Annotated in this window: 15 protein-coding genes; 7 read left to right on the forward strand and 8 right to left on the reverse strand. The window is 40.4% G+C overall.

Going from position 1 to position 18,152, the window contains the following annotated elements:
• Positions 1–20 precede the first annotated feature (20 nt).
• The gene (locus KO530_RS20635; RefSeq protein WP_216050335.1) at positions 21–2,060 is read left to right on the forward strand and encodes an NADPH-dependent 2,4-dienoyl-CoA reductase; all 2,040 of its coding nucleotides are present in this window, start codon (positions 21–23) and stop codon (positions 2,058–2,060) included.
• Between the two features lie 280 nt (positions 2,061–2,340).
• Here KO530_RS20635 and KO530_RS20640 read toward each other — a convergent pair whose 3' ends face one another.
• Positions 2,341–2,922: a superoxide dismutase gene (locus KO530_RS20640; RefSeq protein ID WP_216050336.1), complete on the reverse strand. Its 582-nt coding sequence runs from the start codon at positions 2,920–2,922 to the stop codon at positions 2,341–2,343.
• Positions 2,923–3,257: 335 nt separating this feature from the next.
• Between KO530_RS20640 and KO530_RS20645 the strand changes: the two genes are divergently transcribed.
• Positions 3,258–3,599, forward strand: a complete 342-nt coding sequence (locus KO530_RS20645; RefSeq protein WP_216050337.1) for a Grx4 family monothiol glutaredoxin — start codon at positions 3,258–3,260, stop codon at positions 3,597–3,599.
• A gap of 70 nt (positions 3,600–3,669) precedes the next feature.
• Here KO530_RS20645 and KO530_RS20650 read toward each other — a convergent pair whose 3' ends face one another.
• Positions 3,670–3,864, reverse strand: coding sequence for a bacterioferritin-associated ferredoxin (locus KO530_RS20650; RefSeq protein WP_216050338.1), 195 nt, complete (start codon positions 3,862–3,864; stop codon positions 3,670–3,672).
• Between the two features lie 277 nt (positions 3,865–4,141).
• Between KO530_RS20650 and KO530_RS20655 the strand changes: the two genes are divergently transcribed.
• Positions 4,142–4,747: a peroxiredoxin gene (locus KO530_RS20655; protein WP_216050339.1), complete on the forward strand. Its 606-nt coding sequence runs from the start codon at positions 4,142–4,144 to the stop codon at positions 4,745–4,747.
• Positions 4,748–4,832: 85 nt separating this feature from the next.
• Here KO530_RS20655 and KO530_RS20660 read toward each other — a convergent pair whose 3' ends face one another.
• The gene (locus KO530_RS20660; RefSeq protein WP_216050340.1) at positions 4,833–5,432 is read right to left on the reverse strand and encodes a Yip1 family protein; all 600 of its coding nucleotides are present in this window, start codon (positions 5,430–5,432) and stop codon (positions 4,833–4,835) included.
• A 378-nt stretch (positions 5,433–5,810) separates the two neighbouring features.
• Positions 5,811–6,713, reverse strand: a complete 903-nt coding sequence (locus KO530_RS20665) for a LysR family transcriptional regulator (RefSeq protein WP_216050341.1) — start codon at positions 6,711–6,713, stop codon at positions 5,811–5,813.
• 412 nt (positions 6,714–7,125) lie between these two features.
• On the opposite strand from KO530_RS20665, the gene KO530_RS20670 reads away from it, so the two are divergent.
• The 4 genes from KO530_RS20670 (at position 7,126) to KO530_RS20685 (ending at position 12,401) form a co-directional block, all read left to right on the forward strand.
• Positions 7,126–7,491 (forward strand): CidA/LrgA family protein, encoded by a 366-nt coding sequence (locus KO530_RS20670; RefSeq protein ID WP_216050342.1) that lies wholly within the window; start codon positions 7,126–7,128, stop codon positions 7,489–7,491.
• Complete coding sequence (locus KO530_RS20675; protein WP_216050343.1) at positions 7,491–8,162, forward strand: LrgB family protein; 672 nt, start codon at positions 7,491–7,493, stop codon at positions 8,160–8,162. The genes KO530_RS20670 and KO530_RS20675 overlap by 1 nt, the downstream gene beginning before the upstream one ends.
• A gap of 236 nt (positions 8,163–8,398) precedes the next feature.
• The gene (locus KO530_RS20680) at positions 8,399–10,168 is read left to right on the forward strand and encodes a glycoside hydrolase family 9 protein (protein ID WP_216050344.1); all 1,770 of its coding nucleotides are present in this window, start codon (positions 8,399–8,401) and stop codon (positions 10,166–10,168) included.
• A gap of 148 nt (positions 10,169–10,316) precedes the next feature.
• Complete coding sequence (locus KO530_RS20685; RefSeq protein WP_216050345.1) at positions 10,317–12,401, forward strand: sensor domain-containing protein; 2,085 nt, start codon at positions 10,317–10,319, stop codon at positions 12,399–12,401.
• Positions 12,402–12,491: 90 nt separating this feature from the next.
• On the opposite strand, the gene KO530_RS20690 is transcribed toward KO530_RS20685, so the two are convergent.
• From KO530_RS20690 to KO530_RS20705, 4 genes are read right to left on the reverse strand one after another with little or no spacing between them, the layout of a single operon-like run.
• Complete coding sequence (locus tag KO530_RS20690) at positions 12,492–12,803, reverse strand: DUF3240 family protein (protein WP_216050346.1); 312 nt, start codon at positions 12,801–12,803, stop codon at positions 12,492–12,494.
• Positions 12,787–15,861: an efflux RND transporter permease subunit gene (locus KO530_RS20695; protein WP_216050347.1), complete on the reverse strand. Its 3,075-nt coding sequence runs from the start codon at positions 15,859–15,861 to the stop codon at positions 12,787–12,789. Before KO530_RS20695 ends, KO530_RS20690 begins: the two co-directional genes overlap by 17 nt.
• Positions 15,862–15,864: 3 nt before the next feature.
• The gene (locus tag KO530_RS20700; protein WP_216050348.1) at positions 15,865–16,899 is read right to left on the reverse strand and encodes a hypothetical protein; all 1,035 of its coding nucleotides are present in this window, start codon (positions 16,897–16,899) and stop codon (positions 15,865–15,867) included.
• Positions 16,896–18,092 (reverse strand): hypothetical protein, encoded by a 1,197-nt coding sequence (locus KO530_RS20705; protein ID WP_216050349.1) that lies wholly within the window; start codon positions 18,090–18,092, stop codon positions 16,896–16,898. Before KO530_RS20705 ends, KO530_RS20700 begins: the two co-directional genes overlap by 4 nt.
• Between the last annotated feature and the right edge of the window lie 60 nt (positions 18,093–18,152).

Consider the following 18,152-nt stretch of genomic DNA (forward strand, 5'->3'; position numbering starts at 1 on the left):
TAATACAGGACCAAAAAACAATGACCGCAGATTTAAAAGTTAGTGCACCTTATCCGAATTTATTTAGACCCCTTGATTTGGGTTTCACATCGCTAAGGAACCGAGTCATCATGGGCTCAATGCATACGGGGCTTGAAGAGGCCGAAAATGGCCATGTTCGTATGGCTGCCTTTTTCAGAGAACGGGCAAAAGGCGGTGTTGGCTTGATTGTTACCGGCGGGTTTGGACCAAATGAAGTAGGAGCAACCCATGCGAAAACTAATTTACTCGATAGTGATAAACGTATAGCCGAACATAAATTTATCACTGATGCTGTGCACGCTGAAGGCGGTAAAATATGTATGCAAATACTGCATACAGGACGTTATGCGTATAATCCCAAGCTCGTTGCTCCCTCGGCGGTTCAAGCGCCAATTAATCCATTTAAACCCAAAGCGTTAGATGAAGCTGGAATCCAACAGCAAATCGACGACTTTGTATTTACCGCCAAACAAGCACAAAAAGCCGGTTATGACGGGGTCGAAATAATGGGCTCTGAAGGCTATTTCTTAAATCAATTTATAGCTAGCCGAACGAATCACCGTGATGATGAGTGGGGCGGAGAGTACAGCAATAGAATCCGTCTTCCCATTGAGGTGGTTAGACGTGTTAGAGAAGCTGTGGGTGAACACTTTATTATTATTTATCGACTATCCATGCTCGATTTAGTGGAGGGTGGTTCAACTTACGAAGAAGTTGTGGAGTTGGGCCTTGCGGTAGAAAAAGCCGGCGCAACCATCATTAATACTGGTATCGGTTGGCATGAAGCGCGAATTCCCACCATTGCTACTAAAGTTCCTCGTGCAGCATTTACATGGGTAACTGCAAAGTTTCGCCGCGCGCTAAATATTCCAGTGATTACTTCTAATCGAATTAATACGCCCGAGGTTGCAGAAGAGGTGCTAGCTCGCGGCGATGCGGATATGGTTTCTATGGCTAGACCGTTTCTGGCGGATGCCGATTTTGTTGTCAAAGCCATGGAGAATCGCGCCGATGAAATCAATACCTGTATTGGTTGTAACCAAGCCTGCTTAGATCATGTATTTGAAGGTAAAGATACAAGTTGTTTGGTAAACCCTAGAGCGTGTCATGAAACTGAGCTTAATATAGTCGCAGCAGATGTGATTAAAAATATGGCCGTTGTTGGTGCGGGACCGGCCGGATTGGCAGCTGCAGTTTCCCTTGCCCAACGAGGTCATAAGGTAACCTTATTTGATAGTGCCAGTGAAATTGGCGGGCAGTTCAATATTGCTAAACAAATACCAGGAAAAGAAGAGTTTTATGAAACCCTTCGCTACTTTTCAAAACAATTAGAGCTGCATCACGTTGAGGTGAAATTGAATACTCGGGTAGATGCTGAGCTATTAAATAGCGGTGACTTTGACGAAGTATTGATTGCTACTGGTATTAAACCTAGAACCCCTCAAATTCCTGGTGTGGAACACTCCAAGGTTCTAAGTTATTTAGATGTTATTCGTGATAAGAAACCGGTGGGCAATTCGGTAGCGGTGATTGGCGCTGGTGGCATTGGTTTTGATGTATCTGAATATTTAGCCCATAAAGGGGAATCTACCAGTCAAAATATTCCTGCTTTTATGAAAGAGTGGGGAATCGACATGACTTTTAATGCACGAGCCGGCGTAGAGGGAGTGAAACCTCAACCTAGTGCCTCTGGCAGAGAAATCTATTTACTGCAGCGTAAAACCACTAAAGTCGGTGCTAATTTAGGGAAAACCACAGGTTGGGCTCATCGTGCAGGTTTGTTAGCCAAAGGTGTGCATATGGTAGCCGGTGTAGAATATTTGAAAATTGATGATCAAGGTTTACACATTAAAGTAAACGATGAAGTTCAAGTTTTAGATGTCGATAACGTGATTATTTGCGCAGGCCAAGATCCGCTGCGCGAATTAGCCGATGGACTTAATAAACCATATCACTTGATAGGTGGCGCAGATGTAGCAGCAGAATTAGACGCAAAACGCGCTATCAATCAAGGAACTCGCTTGGCAGCCACCTTGTAGGCGAGGTTTTTTAACTGCGTAAAAACCATTAAATCCACGGCCTGAAGGCCGTGCTACAGGTTGTTATTCAATGTGGTTTAACGATGAATCTGTGTGGGGGGGGGGCTTTCGATCTGCATGAAGCCAATAAATCGACGGTCTGAAGGCCGTGCTACAGGTTGTTATTCAATGTGGTTTAACGATAAATTTGTAGTCGGGTGCTTTAGCCCCGAGATTATCTTTGAATATAAAAAAACCAGTCATTTGACTGGTTTTTTTGATTTAGCTTTTAAACTAAAACTTATGCGAAATTCGCTGCCGCAAATTCCCAATTAACTAATGCCCAAAAACCACCTAAGTAGTTAGGACGAACATTACGGTAATCGATATAGTATGCGTGTTCCCATAAATCAACTGTGATAAGCGGTGTTACACCTTCTTCAGTGATTGGAGTACCAGCATTGCTAGTGTTAACGATGTCTAGGCTGCCGTCAGCAGTTTTTACTAACCAAGTCCAGCTTGAGCCAAAGTTATTTACCGCTTTGTCGTTGAAGGCTGCTTTGAAGTCGTCAAAAGAACCCCATTTGGCAGTGATAGCATCAGCTAACGCACCAGTTGGTTCGCCGCCGCCATTAGGGCTTAGGCTATTCCAGTAAAATGTGTGGTTCCAGATTTGTGCAGCATTGTTAAATACACCGCCGTCTGATTGCTTAACCACATCTTCCAATGACATATCAGCCATTGCAGTACCTTCAACTAAACCGTTTAGTTTAGTTACATAAGTAGCGTGATGCTTACCATAGTGGTAATCAAGAGTTTCAGAAGAAATATGCGGTTCTAGAGCGTTTCTTTCATATGGTAACGGGGGTAGTTCAAAAGCCATGTAAATTCTCCATTAATGTGAGCTTAGCGTTATTAAATTACTTTCAGGCTAAATGCTAGCGTGAATTTTTAGAATGTAAAGCCTCAATAAAGGCTTTCATTCTACTGTAATACTATGATTTATAAATGATGATCTGGGGATAAGATGCTAATTATCAACCCGAATTACAAATACTTTTTACGAAGTCGTTAGATTATTTATGAATTTGCATTTATTCAAGTATTTCCAATGATTGTGACAAATCTGCGTAATTTAGCAAACCTTTTGGAAAGCAGCGCTTGAAACAGGTAAACTAACACCCATATTCAAATTAACTTAATTTAGAGAGTGGTAAAATGGACACTGTAGAGAAAATCAAACAACAAATTAATGAAAACCCAATCTTATTGTATATGAAAGGGTCTCCGAAGCTGCCAAGTTGCGGTTTTTCTTCACAGGCTTCTCAAGCCCTAATGTCTTGTGGAGAGCAATTTGCGTATGTTGATATTTTGCAAAACCCTGACATTCGTGCCGAATTACCAAAATATGCAGATTGGCCAACATTCCCACAGTTATGGGTTGATGGCGAGCTAGTTGGCGGGTGTGACATTATAATGGAAATGTTTCAGCAGGGTGAATTGCAGCCTTTGATTAAACAGACTGCAGAAAAAAATGCTGAGCAAGACAAAGAAAGCTAAGTTTTATTTTAAGCTAGATTAAAAACTAAAAAAGGAGCGTAATGCTCCTTTTTTGTGATTTAAATTTGTTTTAACTGACTTCTTTGAACAGGCTTTCATCGATAATAGTTGTGTCAATGATATCTTGTGCCATTTGTATACAACGACCGCACTGGCTGCCGACACCAAATTTGGCGCGCAATTCTCGAGTGCTTCCAATACCGTCCTCGCGGACAGCTTTTGCAATAGCTTTATCAGTAATGCCGTGACACAAACAAACGTACATTTAATTACACCTCAATCTTCATGCAAATGATAATAGTTGTTATTTGTATCTTTTTCAATAGCTAATTTGCTTATTTGTTATACATTGTTTTAAAAAGTGATTGATAGCAGGGGATAGAATCGTGAATACTGTTTTTTGTCGATTTAATTAAAAAAAGTTTATTGTTTTCCTTGGGTTTTATTATTCTAGTCTTATATTGTGCTTACAAGGTTTTTAAATCGTTAATCGAACATGCATTTGCGTTTATAAATGCTTTCACTAATAAATGGAGAAAAAAATGAGTGTACTAGTTGGTCGTCCAGCACCAGATTTCACTGCAGCAGCAGTTCTTGGAAGCGGAGAGATTGTTGATAGTTTCACCCTTAGCGAAAATATTAAAGGTAAAAAAGCCGTTATCTTTTTCTATCCTTTAGATTTCACTTTCGTTTGCCCGTCAGAGTTGATCGCGTTTGATAAACGTTATGAAGAATTTACTAAGCGTGGCGTAGAAGTTATCGGTGTTTCAATCGATTCACAATTTAGCCATAACGCATGGCGTAATACCCCAGTTAATGAAGGCGGTATTGGTCCAGTGAAATATACTTTGGTAGCTGATACTAAACATGAAATTTGCCAAGCGTATGATGTAGAGCATCCTGACGCGGGCGTTGCTTTCCGTGGTTCTTTCTTAATCGATGCTGAAGGTAACGTACGTCACCAAGTCGTGAACGACTTGCCACTAGGCCGTAACGTTGACGAAATGTTGCGCATGGTTGATGCTTTGAACTTCCATGAAGAGCACGGTGAAGTTTGTCCTGCAGGCTGGCAAGAAGGTAAAAAAGGTATGGATGCATCTCCAGAAGGTGTTGCTAAGTATCTTGCAGAGAATTCTGACGCGCTTTAATTAGCAATAGCTGTTAATTAGTCATAGAAAATAAAAAACCGCGTAACTGTAAAGGTTTCGCGGTTTTTTTATGAGCGTTTAAAATTTAGTGAGTAAATACGGGGTCCCCGATTACACTCCACAACAGCACCGAACCTACCATCAGTACTACAAGAAGAATAAGGCCACCGGTAACCACCGCACTAGAATATATAAAACCTTTATCTTCAGGTATATGCAACATGATGGGCACACCTGAATACAACAAGTAAATAGAGTAGGAGATACCGATAAAGGCTACCACCATAACAAACCAAAGCGCAGGATAAAACGCTGCAAATCCACACATAAATAGCGGAGTTGCAGTATACGCAGCTAGTTCTAACGACTGTGTATAACTTGGGTTAGAATCGAACACTTTGGCAAGTTCATAAATGATAATAGCCAGGGCAATGACCCCTGCAATTAAGCCAAAATACATGCCTATACCCAAAGATGCGGCAGACATCTGATCTAATTTAATAACTTCTCCAACACCAATACTCCAGCCCAAATGATAGGAAGAGTAATAACTCAAAATAGCAGGAATGAGTGAAATGATGCATATGTGACTCAGACTGTAGAAGTAGCTTTCATGCCTTTCGTCAATTGCATGCCATTCTTCTTTTGGGTGAGTATAAATACCCCATAAGTGATTTAGTACCAAGATACGACTCCTTTGGTGGCTTTTTGTACCGTCATTAATTTTAAAGCAACTAATTAATAACAAAATGTTAACAATAGTTTCTTTTACAAACGATTTTTCGTCAACTGATTTGTTTAGTTTTACGGCAAATAATCGTATTTAGGTGATGTTTATTGTAAATATTCCGCATAGTTATCTGAAAAAGCACAGATGATGGTATTTTTTAGGGTGCGAAGATCGGGCTATTTAGATTTTGCCGGACGAAATTTCGCCGATCTGTAAAAAAATGGGGGAAGTAACACTCAAGGTTAAAGGATTTATGTAAATTTTCAGGTTGATTGAAATGCCGTTATTTTGCGATGATTTTTCTGTAAACGCTACTTGTTCGACCGACTCGGTTTAGGTTACTTTCACTCGTTTGGATAATTCCATAAATCTATTCAAATACTCTGGTGGCGTTTCATTTTCTCGAATACCCAAGTGTATCGATTTCTGAATACCATTTTTGGCAGTCGGACTGATCAATGATATTGGCTTTATATCCATATGCTGTTGGTATTCTTCAATTAACCATCGCGGTAGCGCTGCAACGCCTCGATTTGCGGCTACCATTTGCAGCATTATCTCAGTATTCTCAATAATTTTATGCTGTTTAACGCTGGCACCTGCGGGGGTCAAAAAATGGCTGAAAATATCCAGGCGACTGGCTTCCACTGGGTAAGTAATTAAGGTTTGTTCGCTTAAATCTTCAGGATTAAGTTGTTGCAATTCAGCTAAGGGAGATTGTCCTGAAACGACCAGAGCGTGTTCGTAATCGAATACCGGCGTATAGCGCACATTATGGTGGAATAAGGGATCGGGTGTAATCAATAAATCTATCTCATAGCCCAATAAAGCACTTAAACCGCCGAACTGAAATTTTTGCCGTACATCTACATCTACTCCTTCACACTGAGCCAAAAAAGGTTTGACAGTTTTCAACAACCATTGATAACAAGGGTGGCATTCCATTCCAATGCGTAATATGCCTTTTTTGCCATGGGCTATTTGTTCAAGTTGTTGTTCTGCATATTCAAACTGTGGCAGCAAACGGTTGGCAAGGTTAAGTAATTGGTTACCTGCTTGGGTAAGGCGTAGCTTTCGGCCTTCTTTTTGCCAAACTTGTACTTGATAGTGAAGCTCAACTTTCTTAATGGCGTGACTAAGTGCTGACTGAGTTAAACACAACTGCGAGGCTGCTTGGGTAACGGTACCTGTCTCAGCAACAGCCTTAATAATAGTGAGATGATTGCGATCCAACATATTGTGATTAATTTCTATGAAGTAAATTCATGAATATATAAAAATATACCACTATCTTTCATCTATTCAAATGCTGATTTTAAGCCAACGTTATCTCATTTGGCTATATAGATGACCAAAAGTAATAGTTGGTTTTGCCATTTTGGTGCTAACTAAGAATTGAGATTCACCTATAAGGTATATTGGAATAATCAGGGGATAGAACAACAATTGTTGCAAAAATGGGCTGGTTATTAGAAAAGTGTTTAGCGCCAGGGTAATTTGGATTTGGCAGCAATAGGCGATTTCTGTCTTTATCTTCTGTTATGCTTTTTAAGGCATGTCATCAACATTAAATTTTATACTTTACGCAGAATTGAGGCCGCAATCTGGTATTATTTGTAAATCTACTATTAAATGGCATTAAATCAGCGTGTTAAGTACGATTCTTAAGGTTTTCTTTTCCATCGCCATCATTTTTTTGTTTTTGTGGGTAGGAATTACCCTTCAAGCTTTGTCTGGCATTTCCTTACCGGGCAGTATCATCGGAATGTTGTTATTATTTTTTTGCTTATCAGTTGGCGTTATTCCGGTTCGATTGATGGAAGACGGTGCTAAATTAATGCTAAAACACATGTTGTTGTTTTTCATTCCTATTGCTGTCGGATTAATGAATTACTTTGAGCTAATGTACCAGCAAATAGGATTAATATTGGCCTGCACAATAGCGTCTAATATTGTTGTCGCGGTAATATTGAGTTTGCTATTTAAACAACTCAAGGCTAAGGAACATCAATAATGTGGATAGCACTAACCCTAGTGGTTTATTTACTATCGGTGTACTTTTTACATCGAATCAAAATTCCTTTTTTAAATTCTTTATTGATCAGTATGATTGCCATTATTGCTATTCTTTTAGTGTTGGACGTTTCCTTTGAAACTTATTACGCGCAAACCAATTGGATAAACTACTTTATGCAAGCCGCAGTGGTAGCCTTTGCTTATCCGTTGTATGAACAGCTACCGCAGATTCGCTCCAACATGAAGTTTATTTTACTTTCTTGTTTAGCAAGCTGCTCATTGGCAGTGCTATTTACCGGCTTTGTTGCTTGGTTGTTTGATGCTCCTGCACCTCTTTTAGCATCCCTTTTAGTTAAATCCATCACCACACCCATTGCCCTTGAGATTAGCGGGAGTCTAAACGGACAAACTTCAATCGTGATTGTTTTAGGGTTATTCGCAGGATTAACAGGCGCTATTCTTTTCTACCCAATTTTCAAATTGTTGGGCGTAAACGAGTCTGTGCAACGGGGAATTATCGTAGGAAGTCTCTCACATGCTATTGGCACTTCCGCCACTGTAAAACACTCTTCTGAGGATACCGCATTCAGTTCAGTTGCATTGATCATTGCTGCGATATTCTCATCATTTCTAGCGCCAATGGCGTATCAATTTTTCACCTGGATTTAATCAGCCTGCCAATGAAATCGGTTTTTTCGGAATCGCATTTTAAGAAAAGCAAAGAAGCGCTCTGGTATAAATTTCGTTATTACTTCATTCTTTCATATCTTGTTTTAGGAAAGCCAAAATACCAACGATTTGTATTTAGGCTTTAATTGCGGTTGATTCATTTTTTGAAGAGGCTTGAATAAAACCTTTTTACTTGTAATGAATTTATTTTATCGCCTATTAATTAAGGGGACTAAATGCTTAAATTTAATCAAAAAACACTGTTGTCTAGTTTAATCTGTTACACCGTAACTTCGGTTTTAATTGGCTGTAAAACAGCCGATATCCCCCCTCAGCCCGCCAATGCAATAGCAACACAGCAGCCCGACCAAGTAATTCAGATTAATCAACTGGGATATTTTGTAAAGGGTGAAAAAGGTGCAATTGTGCCAAACACCCAAGAGACATCGTTTAGGTTACAAAATTTGCGTGGTGACACTGTGTTTGATGGCCCATTGAGCGAGTCCAAAAGCTGGTCAGCGCAAGGGCCTGATAAGTTTAAATTTGCTGATTTTTCGGAATTTTCTCAACCCGGTACTTATAGCTTAACGATTAAGCAAGTTGGTGAAGGCGTTGAACTCTCACGGCAAATAAAAATTAATAGCCAGATTAATCAACTGGCACATAAGGCAGCATTGAAATATTTTTATTTTAATCGCGCTGGAATGGCCTTAACAGAACCCTATGCAGGCAAATTTCAACGCCAAGCAGGTCACCTTGATCAAAACGTCATTGTGCATCCTTCTGCTGCCAGTCCTAGTCAACCCGCCTTCAGTACCATCAGTTCACCGAAGGGGTGGTATGACGCAGGTGACTACGGTAAATATACCGTGAATGCCAGTATCGCAACTTATACTTTGTTAGCCGCCTATGCTGATAATCCTAATTATTACCACAATCTTGCTTTGGCGATTCCTGAGTCTAATAATCAGCTTCCCGATATTGTTGATGAACTTATGTGGAACCTTGAGTGGCTGCATACTATGCAAAATGATGAAGGTGCGGTTTATCATAAACTCACTACCTTGCAGTGGCCGGGTAAAGATATGCCGGCAGATGACAACGCAGATCGTTATGTAATTGGTTTCTCAACATCCGCAGCACTGGATTACGCAGCCACGCTTGCAGCAGCGAGTCGAATTTTACGTCCGTTGTTTTCAGAGAATCCAGAACAGTTGGATACATGGTTAGCAAGTGCGCAAAAAGCATGGCGTTGGGCGATGGCCCATCCGAATTACGTATATCAACAACCTGCAGATGTCAGCAGCGGTGAATATGGTGATAATGATTTTTCAGATGAATTTGCATGGGCTGGAGCAGAGTTGTTTTTAGCCACAAAGAATGCAAAGTATTTGCACGCATTTCAACAATACAACAAACCTCTTAAAGAGCCCGATTGGAGCAATGTGGCAGCGTTGGGTTACTTTAGCCTTGTCAGAGAAGGGAAGCCGTCTTTAACGTCTATCGATTTTCAAAAGCTGCAATCTCAGCTGATTGACTACGCTGAAGCAAGTTTACAAATATATGAAAATAATGGTTACGGTGTGGCGATGAACTCAGACGATTATGTTTGGGGAAGTAATTCGGTTGTTTTAAATAAAGCGATTATGTTGCTGAACGCATTTCGAATTACCGGCGACGAAAAGTATCGTCAAGTTGCCCAAGGTAATCTCAATTTTGTATTCGGTCGCAATCCCACAGGCTATTCTTTTTTAACCGGGTTTGGTGACATCAGCCCACAAAATCCTCATCACCGTATTTCTGCCGGTGACAAAATCGACGAACCTGTACCCGGCATGCTTGCGGGAGGGCCACAACCAGGACAACAAGATAAATGCGATTATGCAAACAACTTTGCTGCTGGTAGCTATGTTGATGACTGGTGCAGCTACGCAAGTAATGAAGTAGCAATTAACTGGAATGCGCCTCTGGTTTACGTGCTTGGTAGCCTTCTCGCGGCGGAGTAAATAAAGGATATGACAAACTGAGTTTTGCGCGATTTAAGCTACACAATTTTCAACAATCCCAATGAAATGGTTTGGCTTTATTAGTGTTAATTTAATTGTTTCGTTCTACTATTAGGGGAAAGCTGTGTAATTGGGAATATTCGCGAAAATGAGTTCAAACAAAACAGGCAAAATAAGCAAAACATTGTCTCATCAATATGAGCTCAATGATCCGCTTCACCAATTGTTTGACGCCGTTAAAGTGATTTCTGTGCAAGGCTATGATGATGATCGCAGAGTTATCTATTGGAATGAAGGCAGTGAGGTACTTTATGGTTATTCCAAGCAAGAAGCGACCGGACAAAAATTAGAAGACTTAATCATTCCACCCTATATGCGAGAAGGAGTGGTTGAGGCCCATGGAAATTGGCTCAATCAAGGTGTCGAGATTCCGGCGGCCGAGATTACCTTGCAGCATAAAAGTGGCGCTGAAGTATCGGTGTTTTCAAGCCATGTAATGTTCACCAATCAATACGGTAATAAACAAATGTACTGTGTTGATATTGATCTGACGGATATCAGAAAAGCTGAAGCCCAGGCATTGTTCAAAGAACACATGCTAGAAACCATTTTTGAAGCTATTCCAGATCTATTCTTTTTGATGCAAAAAGACGGGACCATTATTGATTATCATGCCAGTAAACAAGAAAATCTCTATGTTTCTCCTCAGCAATTTATTGGCAAAAACATGGCGGATGTTATGCCTGAGGAAGTTACCAGCAAATTTCAGACGTACATTGAAAAAGTGATAGAACAGCGGGAGATGATTAGCTTTGAATATGATCTCACTATGCCACAGGGCATTTCATATTTTGAAGCAAGGTTGGCCTATCTGAGCGAATATAAACAGGTAATGGTTGTTATACGCGATATTACTGAACAGCATAAATCGGCAGAATTAATTCGTCATCAAGCCTATTTTGATAGTCTTACTTTATTGCCTAATCGTTTTTTAGCCCTGGACCGATTGTCTCAAATCCTCATTGAAGCTAAACGAAACGATCAAAAAGCCGTGGTCATTTTCATTGACTTAGACGACTTTAAAAAAGTAAACGACTCTTTGGGTCATGAAATCGGTGACAAACTATTAATCAGTGCTGCCAACCGATTAAAAGAAGTTGTACGAAAAGAAGACACCGTTGGGCGTTTAGGTGGTGATGAATTTATCGTTTTATTGAAAGGTTTAGCTGAACCAAATGATGCGTTAGCCATTGCTGAGAACTTACTAAAAACCTTTAGAAAGCCATTCCAGTTAGCTGGAAGAGAATTAATTTTAACGTTAAGTATTGGCATAGCCGTTTACCCAGAAAACGGCAATAGCGCATCTGATTTATTGCGCAACGCCGATACGGCAATGTACCAAGCTAAAGCATTAGGAAGGAATACTTTTTCATTTTTTACCAGCGAAATGAATAAGGTTATGCAACGCCGTTTTGAAATCGAAGAGCAGATGCATGTTGCTCTCGAGCGTGGTGAGTTTGAAGTGCATTATCAGCCTAAATTCGAGATAAACAATAATGCAATTGTGGGTGCAGAAGCATTGCTGCGCTGGCATAACCCGTCATTGGGCGAGGTCACACCCGGCGAGTTTATTCCAATTGCCGAACATACTGGATTAATTGTGCCTGTCGGTGAGTTTGTGATCAATCAAGCTCTAGCTTTTTTAAAACATTGGCAAATTTGCGATCAACAGTTTTATACAATGGCAATTAATTTGTCACCTCGTCAATTTCGAGAGCAGGGGTTACTCTCGAGCCTTAAAAAGGCATTAGAGGTTACGCAAATTAGTGCAGAATGTTTAGAGCTTGAAATTACCGAAGGGGTGTTAATGAATGGTCAATCTTACATTCATGAATCCATTGCTGAAATCAGTGCTTTAGGAATTAAATTATCTCAAGACGATTTCGGGACGGGATATTCATCATTAAGTTATTTAAGGCAGTATCCTTTTAATGTTCTTAAAATAGACCGCAGTTTTATTCATGGGATCACATTAAACAAGTCAGATTGTGACTTAGTTAAAGCGACCATTGCCATGGCAAATAGCCTCGGGCTAACTGTGGTTGCCGAAGGTGTAGAAACGGAGCCACAACTTACTATTTTGAAAGATTTAGGTTGTGATTTGGTGCAAGGATTTTATTTTAGTAAACCATTAACTGCTAAACAGCTACTTAAATTTTCTAGCCAACATTAAAAAATTAAATCTACATTCCAACGATTATTCATAACGTGTTTTTGACCACCGGCAATGCTTGATATGAAAAAGTGTTTTTTCTACTGCTTTCTATAAAGTCCCGCCATCAATAACAGGAACACACCAAAAGCGGATATGGCTGTTAGCACAAACTTGTTTAATATGTGCTAACAGTTCTTGGTAGTGGGCTGGGTTATGCAATAGTTCAAATCGATAGAAATCCCTATAGCCTTCAACTTGTTCTTGAATATTGTATTGATGATTCTCACGACTATAGCCTTGAATTTTGCTTAAGCTAAAACCCGATAAGGCCTCTAAACCAATTAAAGTATCTACTAAATTATCCTTTAATTGTTGTGGCACAATCGCTATAAGCAATTGAATATTATTTTGTTTTTGCATTTCGACGCTCCATCCAATTATACAACACAGGTAATAAATACAAAGTGGTTAGGGTAGAGGTAAATAAGCCTCCAATCACAACAATGGCTAGTGGTTTTTGAATTTCTGCGCCAGGACCTGATGCGAAGACTAGTGGAGCTAGCCCAAACATGGCAGTCATCGCTGTCATCAATACTGGTCTTAAACGTCGAGTTGCTCCATCAATAATGCGGATGAGAGTGTCGCTAATCTCCATTTTTGTTTGTTCAAAGTAGCTTACCATTACCACCCCATTTAATACGGCAATTCCCAATAAAGCGATAAAGCCCACCGATGCGGGAACTGACAAATATTGGCCACTAATAAATAAAGCGAAAATTCCGCCCATCACGGCAAAGGGGATATTTACTAAAATAAGTGCAGATTTTGCTAACGAACCAAAAGTAGTAAACAGGATGATTAAAATCAGCAGTAATGAAATGGGCACAACCATCATAAGGTTATTGGTGGCTCGTTGTTGGTTTTCGAACTCACCACCAAAACTAAGTACGTAACCAGACGGCAGTTCCAGTGTGTTGGCAAGGGTCTTTTTTAACTCTTCGACAAAACCCACTATATCGCGCCCAGACACGTTGGTGGTTACCACTGAAAAACGATTACTGTTTTCTCGTTCAACTAAAATAGGTCCTTGCTTAAAGCTTATTTCAGCGATTTCATGCAGAGGTACTAAGCTAGCATCTGGTAACAAAATTAGATTGTTTTTGATCTCGAGTAATGTGCCTGGACGCATTGCAGAGCTAACAGAAGTAGCGAATACGACAGGGGTTTTACGTTTGCCCTGAATTATTTCTGATATTGCAACAGTTTCGAATTGTGAACGTAAATAACTCGACAATTCGGTAATGCTCATGGCATAGCGCTGCGCAATTTCTGGTTTGAGACGAATATTTAAAAACTCACCTCCTTCGGTGACCGCAGTATTGACATCAACACTCCCCGCAGTGGACTTAGTTATTTCGGAGATACGTGAGGCCAATTTAGCTAACTCGGTTAAATCCTGTCCAAACACCTTAATGGTTACATCTCCTGTGCTGCCAGTAAGCATTTCTGAAACTCGCATTTGAATAGGTTGGGTGAATCCAAAGTTAATACCGGGAAACTGTTTTAGCACATCTCGAATGGCGTCGACTAACTTTGATTTAGAACTGAATCGCCATTGTGCTGGTGGGATTAATTCCATAAAAACATCTGTTTCATTCAAGCTCATTGGATCCAAACCTATTTCGTCGGCACCGACTCTGGCGACGATTTGGCTTATTTCAGGCACCTGTTCAAGCAATGCATTTTGAATTTGTATATCCAGTTCCGTGGAAGCCGTTAACGTTATGTTTGGCGTTTTTTCAAGCTGTACAATTATGTCGCCTTCATCGAGCACAGGCATAAAGGTTTTACCTAAATATACGAACTGCACGGCACTAGCGATTAATGCTAACAGTATGCCGATAATTAGCGGAGCAGGGCGGGCTAACGTTTTAGATAAGGTGGTGCGATAATTGGCTTTGAGTGTGGTTACAAAACTAGGCTCAGCGGAATCATGTTGTTTAATTAATATTGAGGCCAGTGCTGGAATAACGGTTAGTGATAACAGCAGTGCACAAAACATCGCAAATACAATCGTCATCGCCACGGGCTTAAACAATTTACCTTCCAAACCGGTCAGTGTCAGTAAAGGCGAAAACACTATTATCACTATGATTGTGCCGGAAACCACGGGTACGGCAACATCTTTACAGGCTCGAAAAACCAGATGTAACTTGGGTAAGTGGTTTTTTTTACTTAGCTGATTAACAACATTTTCGACGACGACTACGGAAGCATCTACAAGCATACCGATTGCGATAACCAGACCGCCTAGGCTCATTAAATTGGCCGACATATTGACACTATTCATCAGCCAAAATGTGCTCAACGCGGCAAGGGGTAAGATCATGGATACAACTAGTGCGGCTCGAATATTTCCTAAAAACAAAGTTAACACAATAATCACCAATATCACGGCAATCAATAATGCTTCTTGAATGGTTCCTATTGCTGTGTCGATTAAGTTCTTACGATTATAAAAAACGTTTATTTGTGAGCCAGTAGGTAGGCTCTTTTCAATTTGTTTTAACTTTTCACTAACGCCTTCTATTACTCTTGCCGTATTGGCATTTTTCAGCGATATAACGATGGCTTCAGTGGTTTCTTCACCATTGCGGGTAACAGAACCATAACGGGTTAAATGACCCACACTAACATCCGCCACATCAGATAATCTAATAGACTGTTGAAGACGGTTACTGATTCCCATGTCTCGAAGTTGATCTAAGGTATCTATGCGTCCTTCACCACGAATAATTAGCGCGTCGTTACCTATATCTAAACGACCAATATTCCCGTTCAAATTGTTTGCTTGAATCTGTTGAGCTAATTGGTTTAAGGTTAAGCCTAAAGTTGCTAGCTTTACCGGATCTGGTGTGATCTGATAAGTTTTCGCAAAGCCACCCAATATATTTACGTCGGCGACACCATCTATGGTTCTAAGTAAGGGCCGAATCTCCCACTCCAGTATTTGTCTGCGTTCAAGTAAACTTAGCTGCGGATTTTCCAGTGAAAACATAAACATTTCACTCAAAGGTGTACTCATCGGTGCAATACCGCCTTCAAGATCTGCGGGCAGCGAAGTCCAAATATTGTTTAGGCGTTCCGCCACTTGTTGTCTAGCCCAGTAAATATTAGTGCCCTCAACAAAATCAAGGGTAATGTCGGTAATTGCGTACTTGGTGGTCGATCGCAATACTTGTTGGTCAGGGATCCCCAATAACTCTGTCTCTATGGGGAGAGTCACCTGCGCTTCTATTTCCTCAGCAGTCATTCCTGGCGCTTTCAGTATTACTTTAACTTGGGTAGGCGAAATGTCAGGGAACGCGTCTATAGGGATATTCATCCACGAGACAATGCCGGTGAGCATGACTCCTACCGCCATTAGTAGAATGAAAATCCGCTGGCTAAGGGATAATCGAATCAAATTAGATAACATTATTCATTCCCCCAGCCCGAGCAGTATACCTTGAGCAGCGCTCACGGAGCTGATGAGTAGATGACTGTTAATAAGTGATTCTTGACTAGTGACTGTATAATTTTCAGCAGCACTGCTAACGAGCGTGACTTTAACTGCGGTTAATTGATTACCTGATTTCACAAATACAAACTGGGCTCCGTTCATCGAAAAAACCGATTGTTTGGGAACTAAATAAGCGTGCTGCTTAAAAAATGGCGTGACTGACAAGTTCTGCCCTAAATTGTAAGGACATTCAGTGTTCAAGGGGTCGCTCCAAACCTTGCTAGAAAGTCCCGCGGTAACAAGTTCGATACTACTTATGTTTAACTTACACTGAGAGTTTGATGCGGATAAGTAAGCCAGGTTTTTTGCTTCCTTGTTAGTAATATTAAAACTCAACCTGATGCTTTCTAAAGGAGTGACCTTAGCAATTACGCTGCCTTCTGTCAGCGATTCAAATCTAGTGTATTGCACTACGCCCTTGATTGGTGTTTTTAAGGTTAACGTTTCTGTTTCGTCATTAAAGCGGGCAACTAACTCAAAAAAGTGCTGCACTTCATCATACTCTAGCTTAGCTGCGAAATAGGCGTGAGTGATGTCAAGCCAGGCCTGTTGAGAGATAGCAGACTGAGCAAATAATTTTCTATTTTTTTCATACTGTTGCTGAGTAAGTTCAAACAACGATTTTTTTACCTGATACTGGCTATAATAGTGATGTACTTCCGGACCACTTAGTTCAACAAAATCCACTCCAATATTGAGCTTAGTGCCTACAGGGTGCAGAAATCGTACTTGCTGAGCCGTTAAAGGTGAACGGACAGTGTAAGCTTGCCCCGGCAATTCTGACACTTCACCCAGAGTAGGGCGACCTGCATATTCATTTATTTGTTCTACCCGTTTTGTCTGCAGCGCTAAATTGTTGAGATCTTTTACATCAAGACTAAACTGTTCTGCCGAAGTGGAAGTGATAACCAGTAAACTGGTGGCAATAAAGATAGATTTTACGAAACCTTTCATAAAGATTTTCCTGCTGCTTGATTAAGGGTGGCTATATTTTTGGCCAAATTAATTTGATTTATGGCGTATTGCCCTTGAATTTCGACAATCTCTAGCGTCCTTCTTAAGATCCACTCTTGATCGGTTATATTGGATGTCAGCAATTTATCTAAGGTTGGCTGTAGTTTCTGGGTTATCTGCAAAGATTGATTAAGCAGTGTTTGCCGTGTTTTACTAATTTCCAGCTGGGCGGCTGCATCGCTGATGGATTGCCGAATTAGTTGCTGCGTCTGTTTCTTTTCCATCGCGTATTGAGATTGAGCGGCTATAAATTCGTTATACTGAGTAGCTGTATAGTTGTTGCCTACCGACAAAGGGATTTCAACGCCTAGGCCTATTTGCTTGTCAGTGATCCCTGCGGTTTCGTTCTGCTTAGCAAAAATTGAAAGGTTCCAAGGTTTAGCATGATTTGAAGCCCCATTAAGTAGGGCAATATTTAACTGCCAAATTGCATCTAATGCCTGCACGTCAGGATGCATGTTAAGCACATCTAGATTTTTATTGTAGACGGTTTCATTGGTATTATCGGGTAGTGCATGTAAACCAGTAAGCTCAGTGTATTGTGCCAATAAGGTTTGGGTTCTATTTTGATGTGTTAACAAAGCGAGTTGAACCTGAATACGTTCTTGTTTTACGAGTAAGGTTAGGTATGAAGGGGTGTTACCAGCTTGTTCGAGTTGTTCGTAATGGCTTAGTAACCTATTTAGCACTTTGAGTTTTTGCTGCGCTTGTTCACGGTAAACATATTCGAGTTTATATTCCCAAATTGTGAAGCGGATCAGCCCAGATAAGAATAGCGCTTGTTGTTGCAACGCATGGCGCTGAATTAAGGGAGCAGTACTTTTTAATTGCTGGTCAATGTCAGTCTGTAAACGTGATTTAATTGCTAAGTTTAAACTGATTTCTGTTTCTTTAGAACCTAGGCTTTGCTGGTTGTGCATATATAAAAGTCCAACCGTAGGAGGACTAGCAAACCAAGAATCAGAAGGTTGTTCAATTTTACCCTTTAACAGATTTTGTTTGTTATCCTGTTGGTGAATCTCTAACGCAGCATTTAATACATCATTGAGTGTCAACTGCGCGGCAAAAATAGATGAAGGCCAAATAAAAAATAATATGAAAAGTGGTTTTGGGATTGCTGATAGATAAAACATTATTTTGCGCTGCTTACTGGTTAGGTCAGTGCGCAAATTATTGATGTTAATCGGTTATGG

Source organism: Aliiglaciecola lipolytica, assembly GCF_018860635.1.
In the GTDB taxonomy this organism is placed as follows: Bacteria; Pseudomonadota; Gammaproteobacteria; order Enterobacterales; family Alteromonadaceae; genus Aliiglaciecola; species Aliiglaciecola lipolytica_A.

What these genes read in the sequence shown, in the direction of transcription:
- KO530_RS20635 (WP_216050335.1), top strand. Translation starts at nt 21, where the DNA reads ATGACCGCAGATTTAAAAGTTAGTGCACCTTATCCGAATTTATTTAGA.
- KO530_RS20640 (WP_216050336.1), bottom strand. Translation starts at nt 2,922, where the DNA reads ATGGCTTTTGAACTACCCCCGTTACCATATGAAAGAAACGCTCTAGAA.
- KO530_RS20645 (WP_216050337.1), top strand. Translation starts at nt 3,258, where the DNA reads ATGGACACTGTAGAGAAAATCAAACAACAAATTAATGAAAACCCAATC.
- KO530_RS20650 (WP_216050338.1), bottom strand. Translation starts at nt 3,864, where the DNA reads ATGTACGTTTGTTTGTGTCACGGCATTACTGATAAAGCTATTGCAAAA.
- KO530_RS20655 (WP_216050339.1), top strand. Translation starts at nt 4,142, where the DNA reads ATGAGTGTACTAGTTGGTCGTCCAGCACCAGATTTCACTGCAGCAGCA.
- KO530_RS20665 (WP_216050341.1), bottom strand. Translation starts at nt 6,713, where the DNA reads ATGTTGGATCGCAATCATCTCACTATTATTAAGGCTGTTGCTGAGACA.
- KO530_RS20675 (WP_216050343.1), top strand. Translation starts at nt 7,491, where the DNA reads ATGTGGATAGCACTAACCCTAGTGGTTTATTTACTATCGGTGTACTTT.
- KO530_RS20680 (WP_216050344.1), top strand. Translation starts at nt 8,399, where the DNA reads ATGCTTAAATTTAATCAAAAAACACTGTTGTCTAGTTTAATCTGTTAC.
- KO530_RS20685 (WP_216050345.1), top strand. Translation starts at nt 10,317, where the DNA reads ATGAGTTCAAACAAAACAGGCAAAATAAGCAAAACATTGTCTCATCAA.
- KO530_RS20690 (WP_216050346.1), bottom strand. Translation starts at nt 12,803, where the DNA reads ATGCAAAAACAAAATAATATTCAATTGCTTATAGCGATTGTGCCACAA.
- KO530_RS20695 (WP_216050347.1), bottom strand. Translation starts at nt 15,861, where the DNA reads ATGTTATCTAATTTGATTCGATTATCCCTTAGCCAGCGGATTTTCATT.
- KO530_RS20700 (WP_216050348.1), bottom strand. Translation starts at nt 16,899, where the DNA reads ATGAAAGGTTTCGTAAAATCTATCTTTATTGCCACCAGTTTACTGGTT.
- KO530_RS20705 (WP_216050349.1), bottom strand. Translation starts at nt 18,092, where the DNA reads ATGTTTTATCTATCAGCAATCCCAAAACCACTTTTCATATTATTTTTT.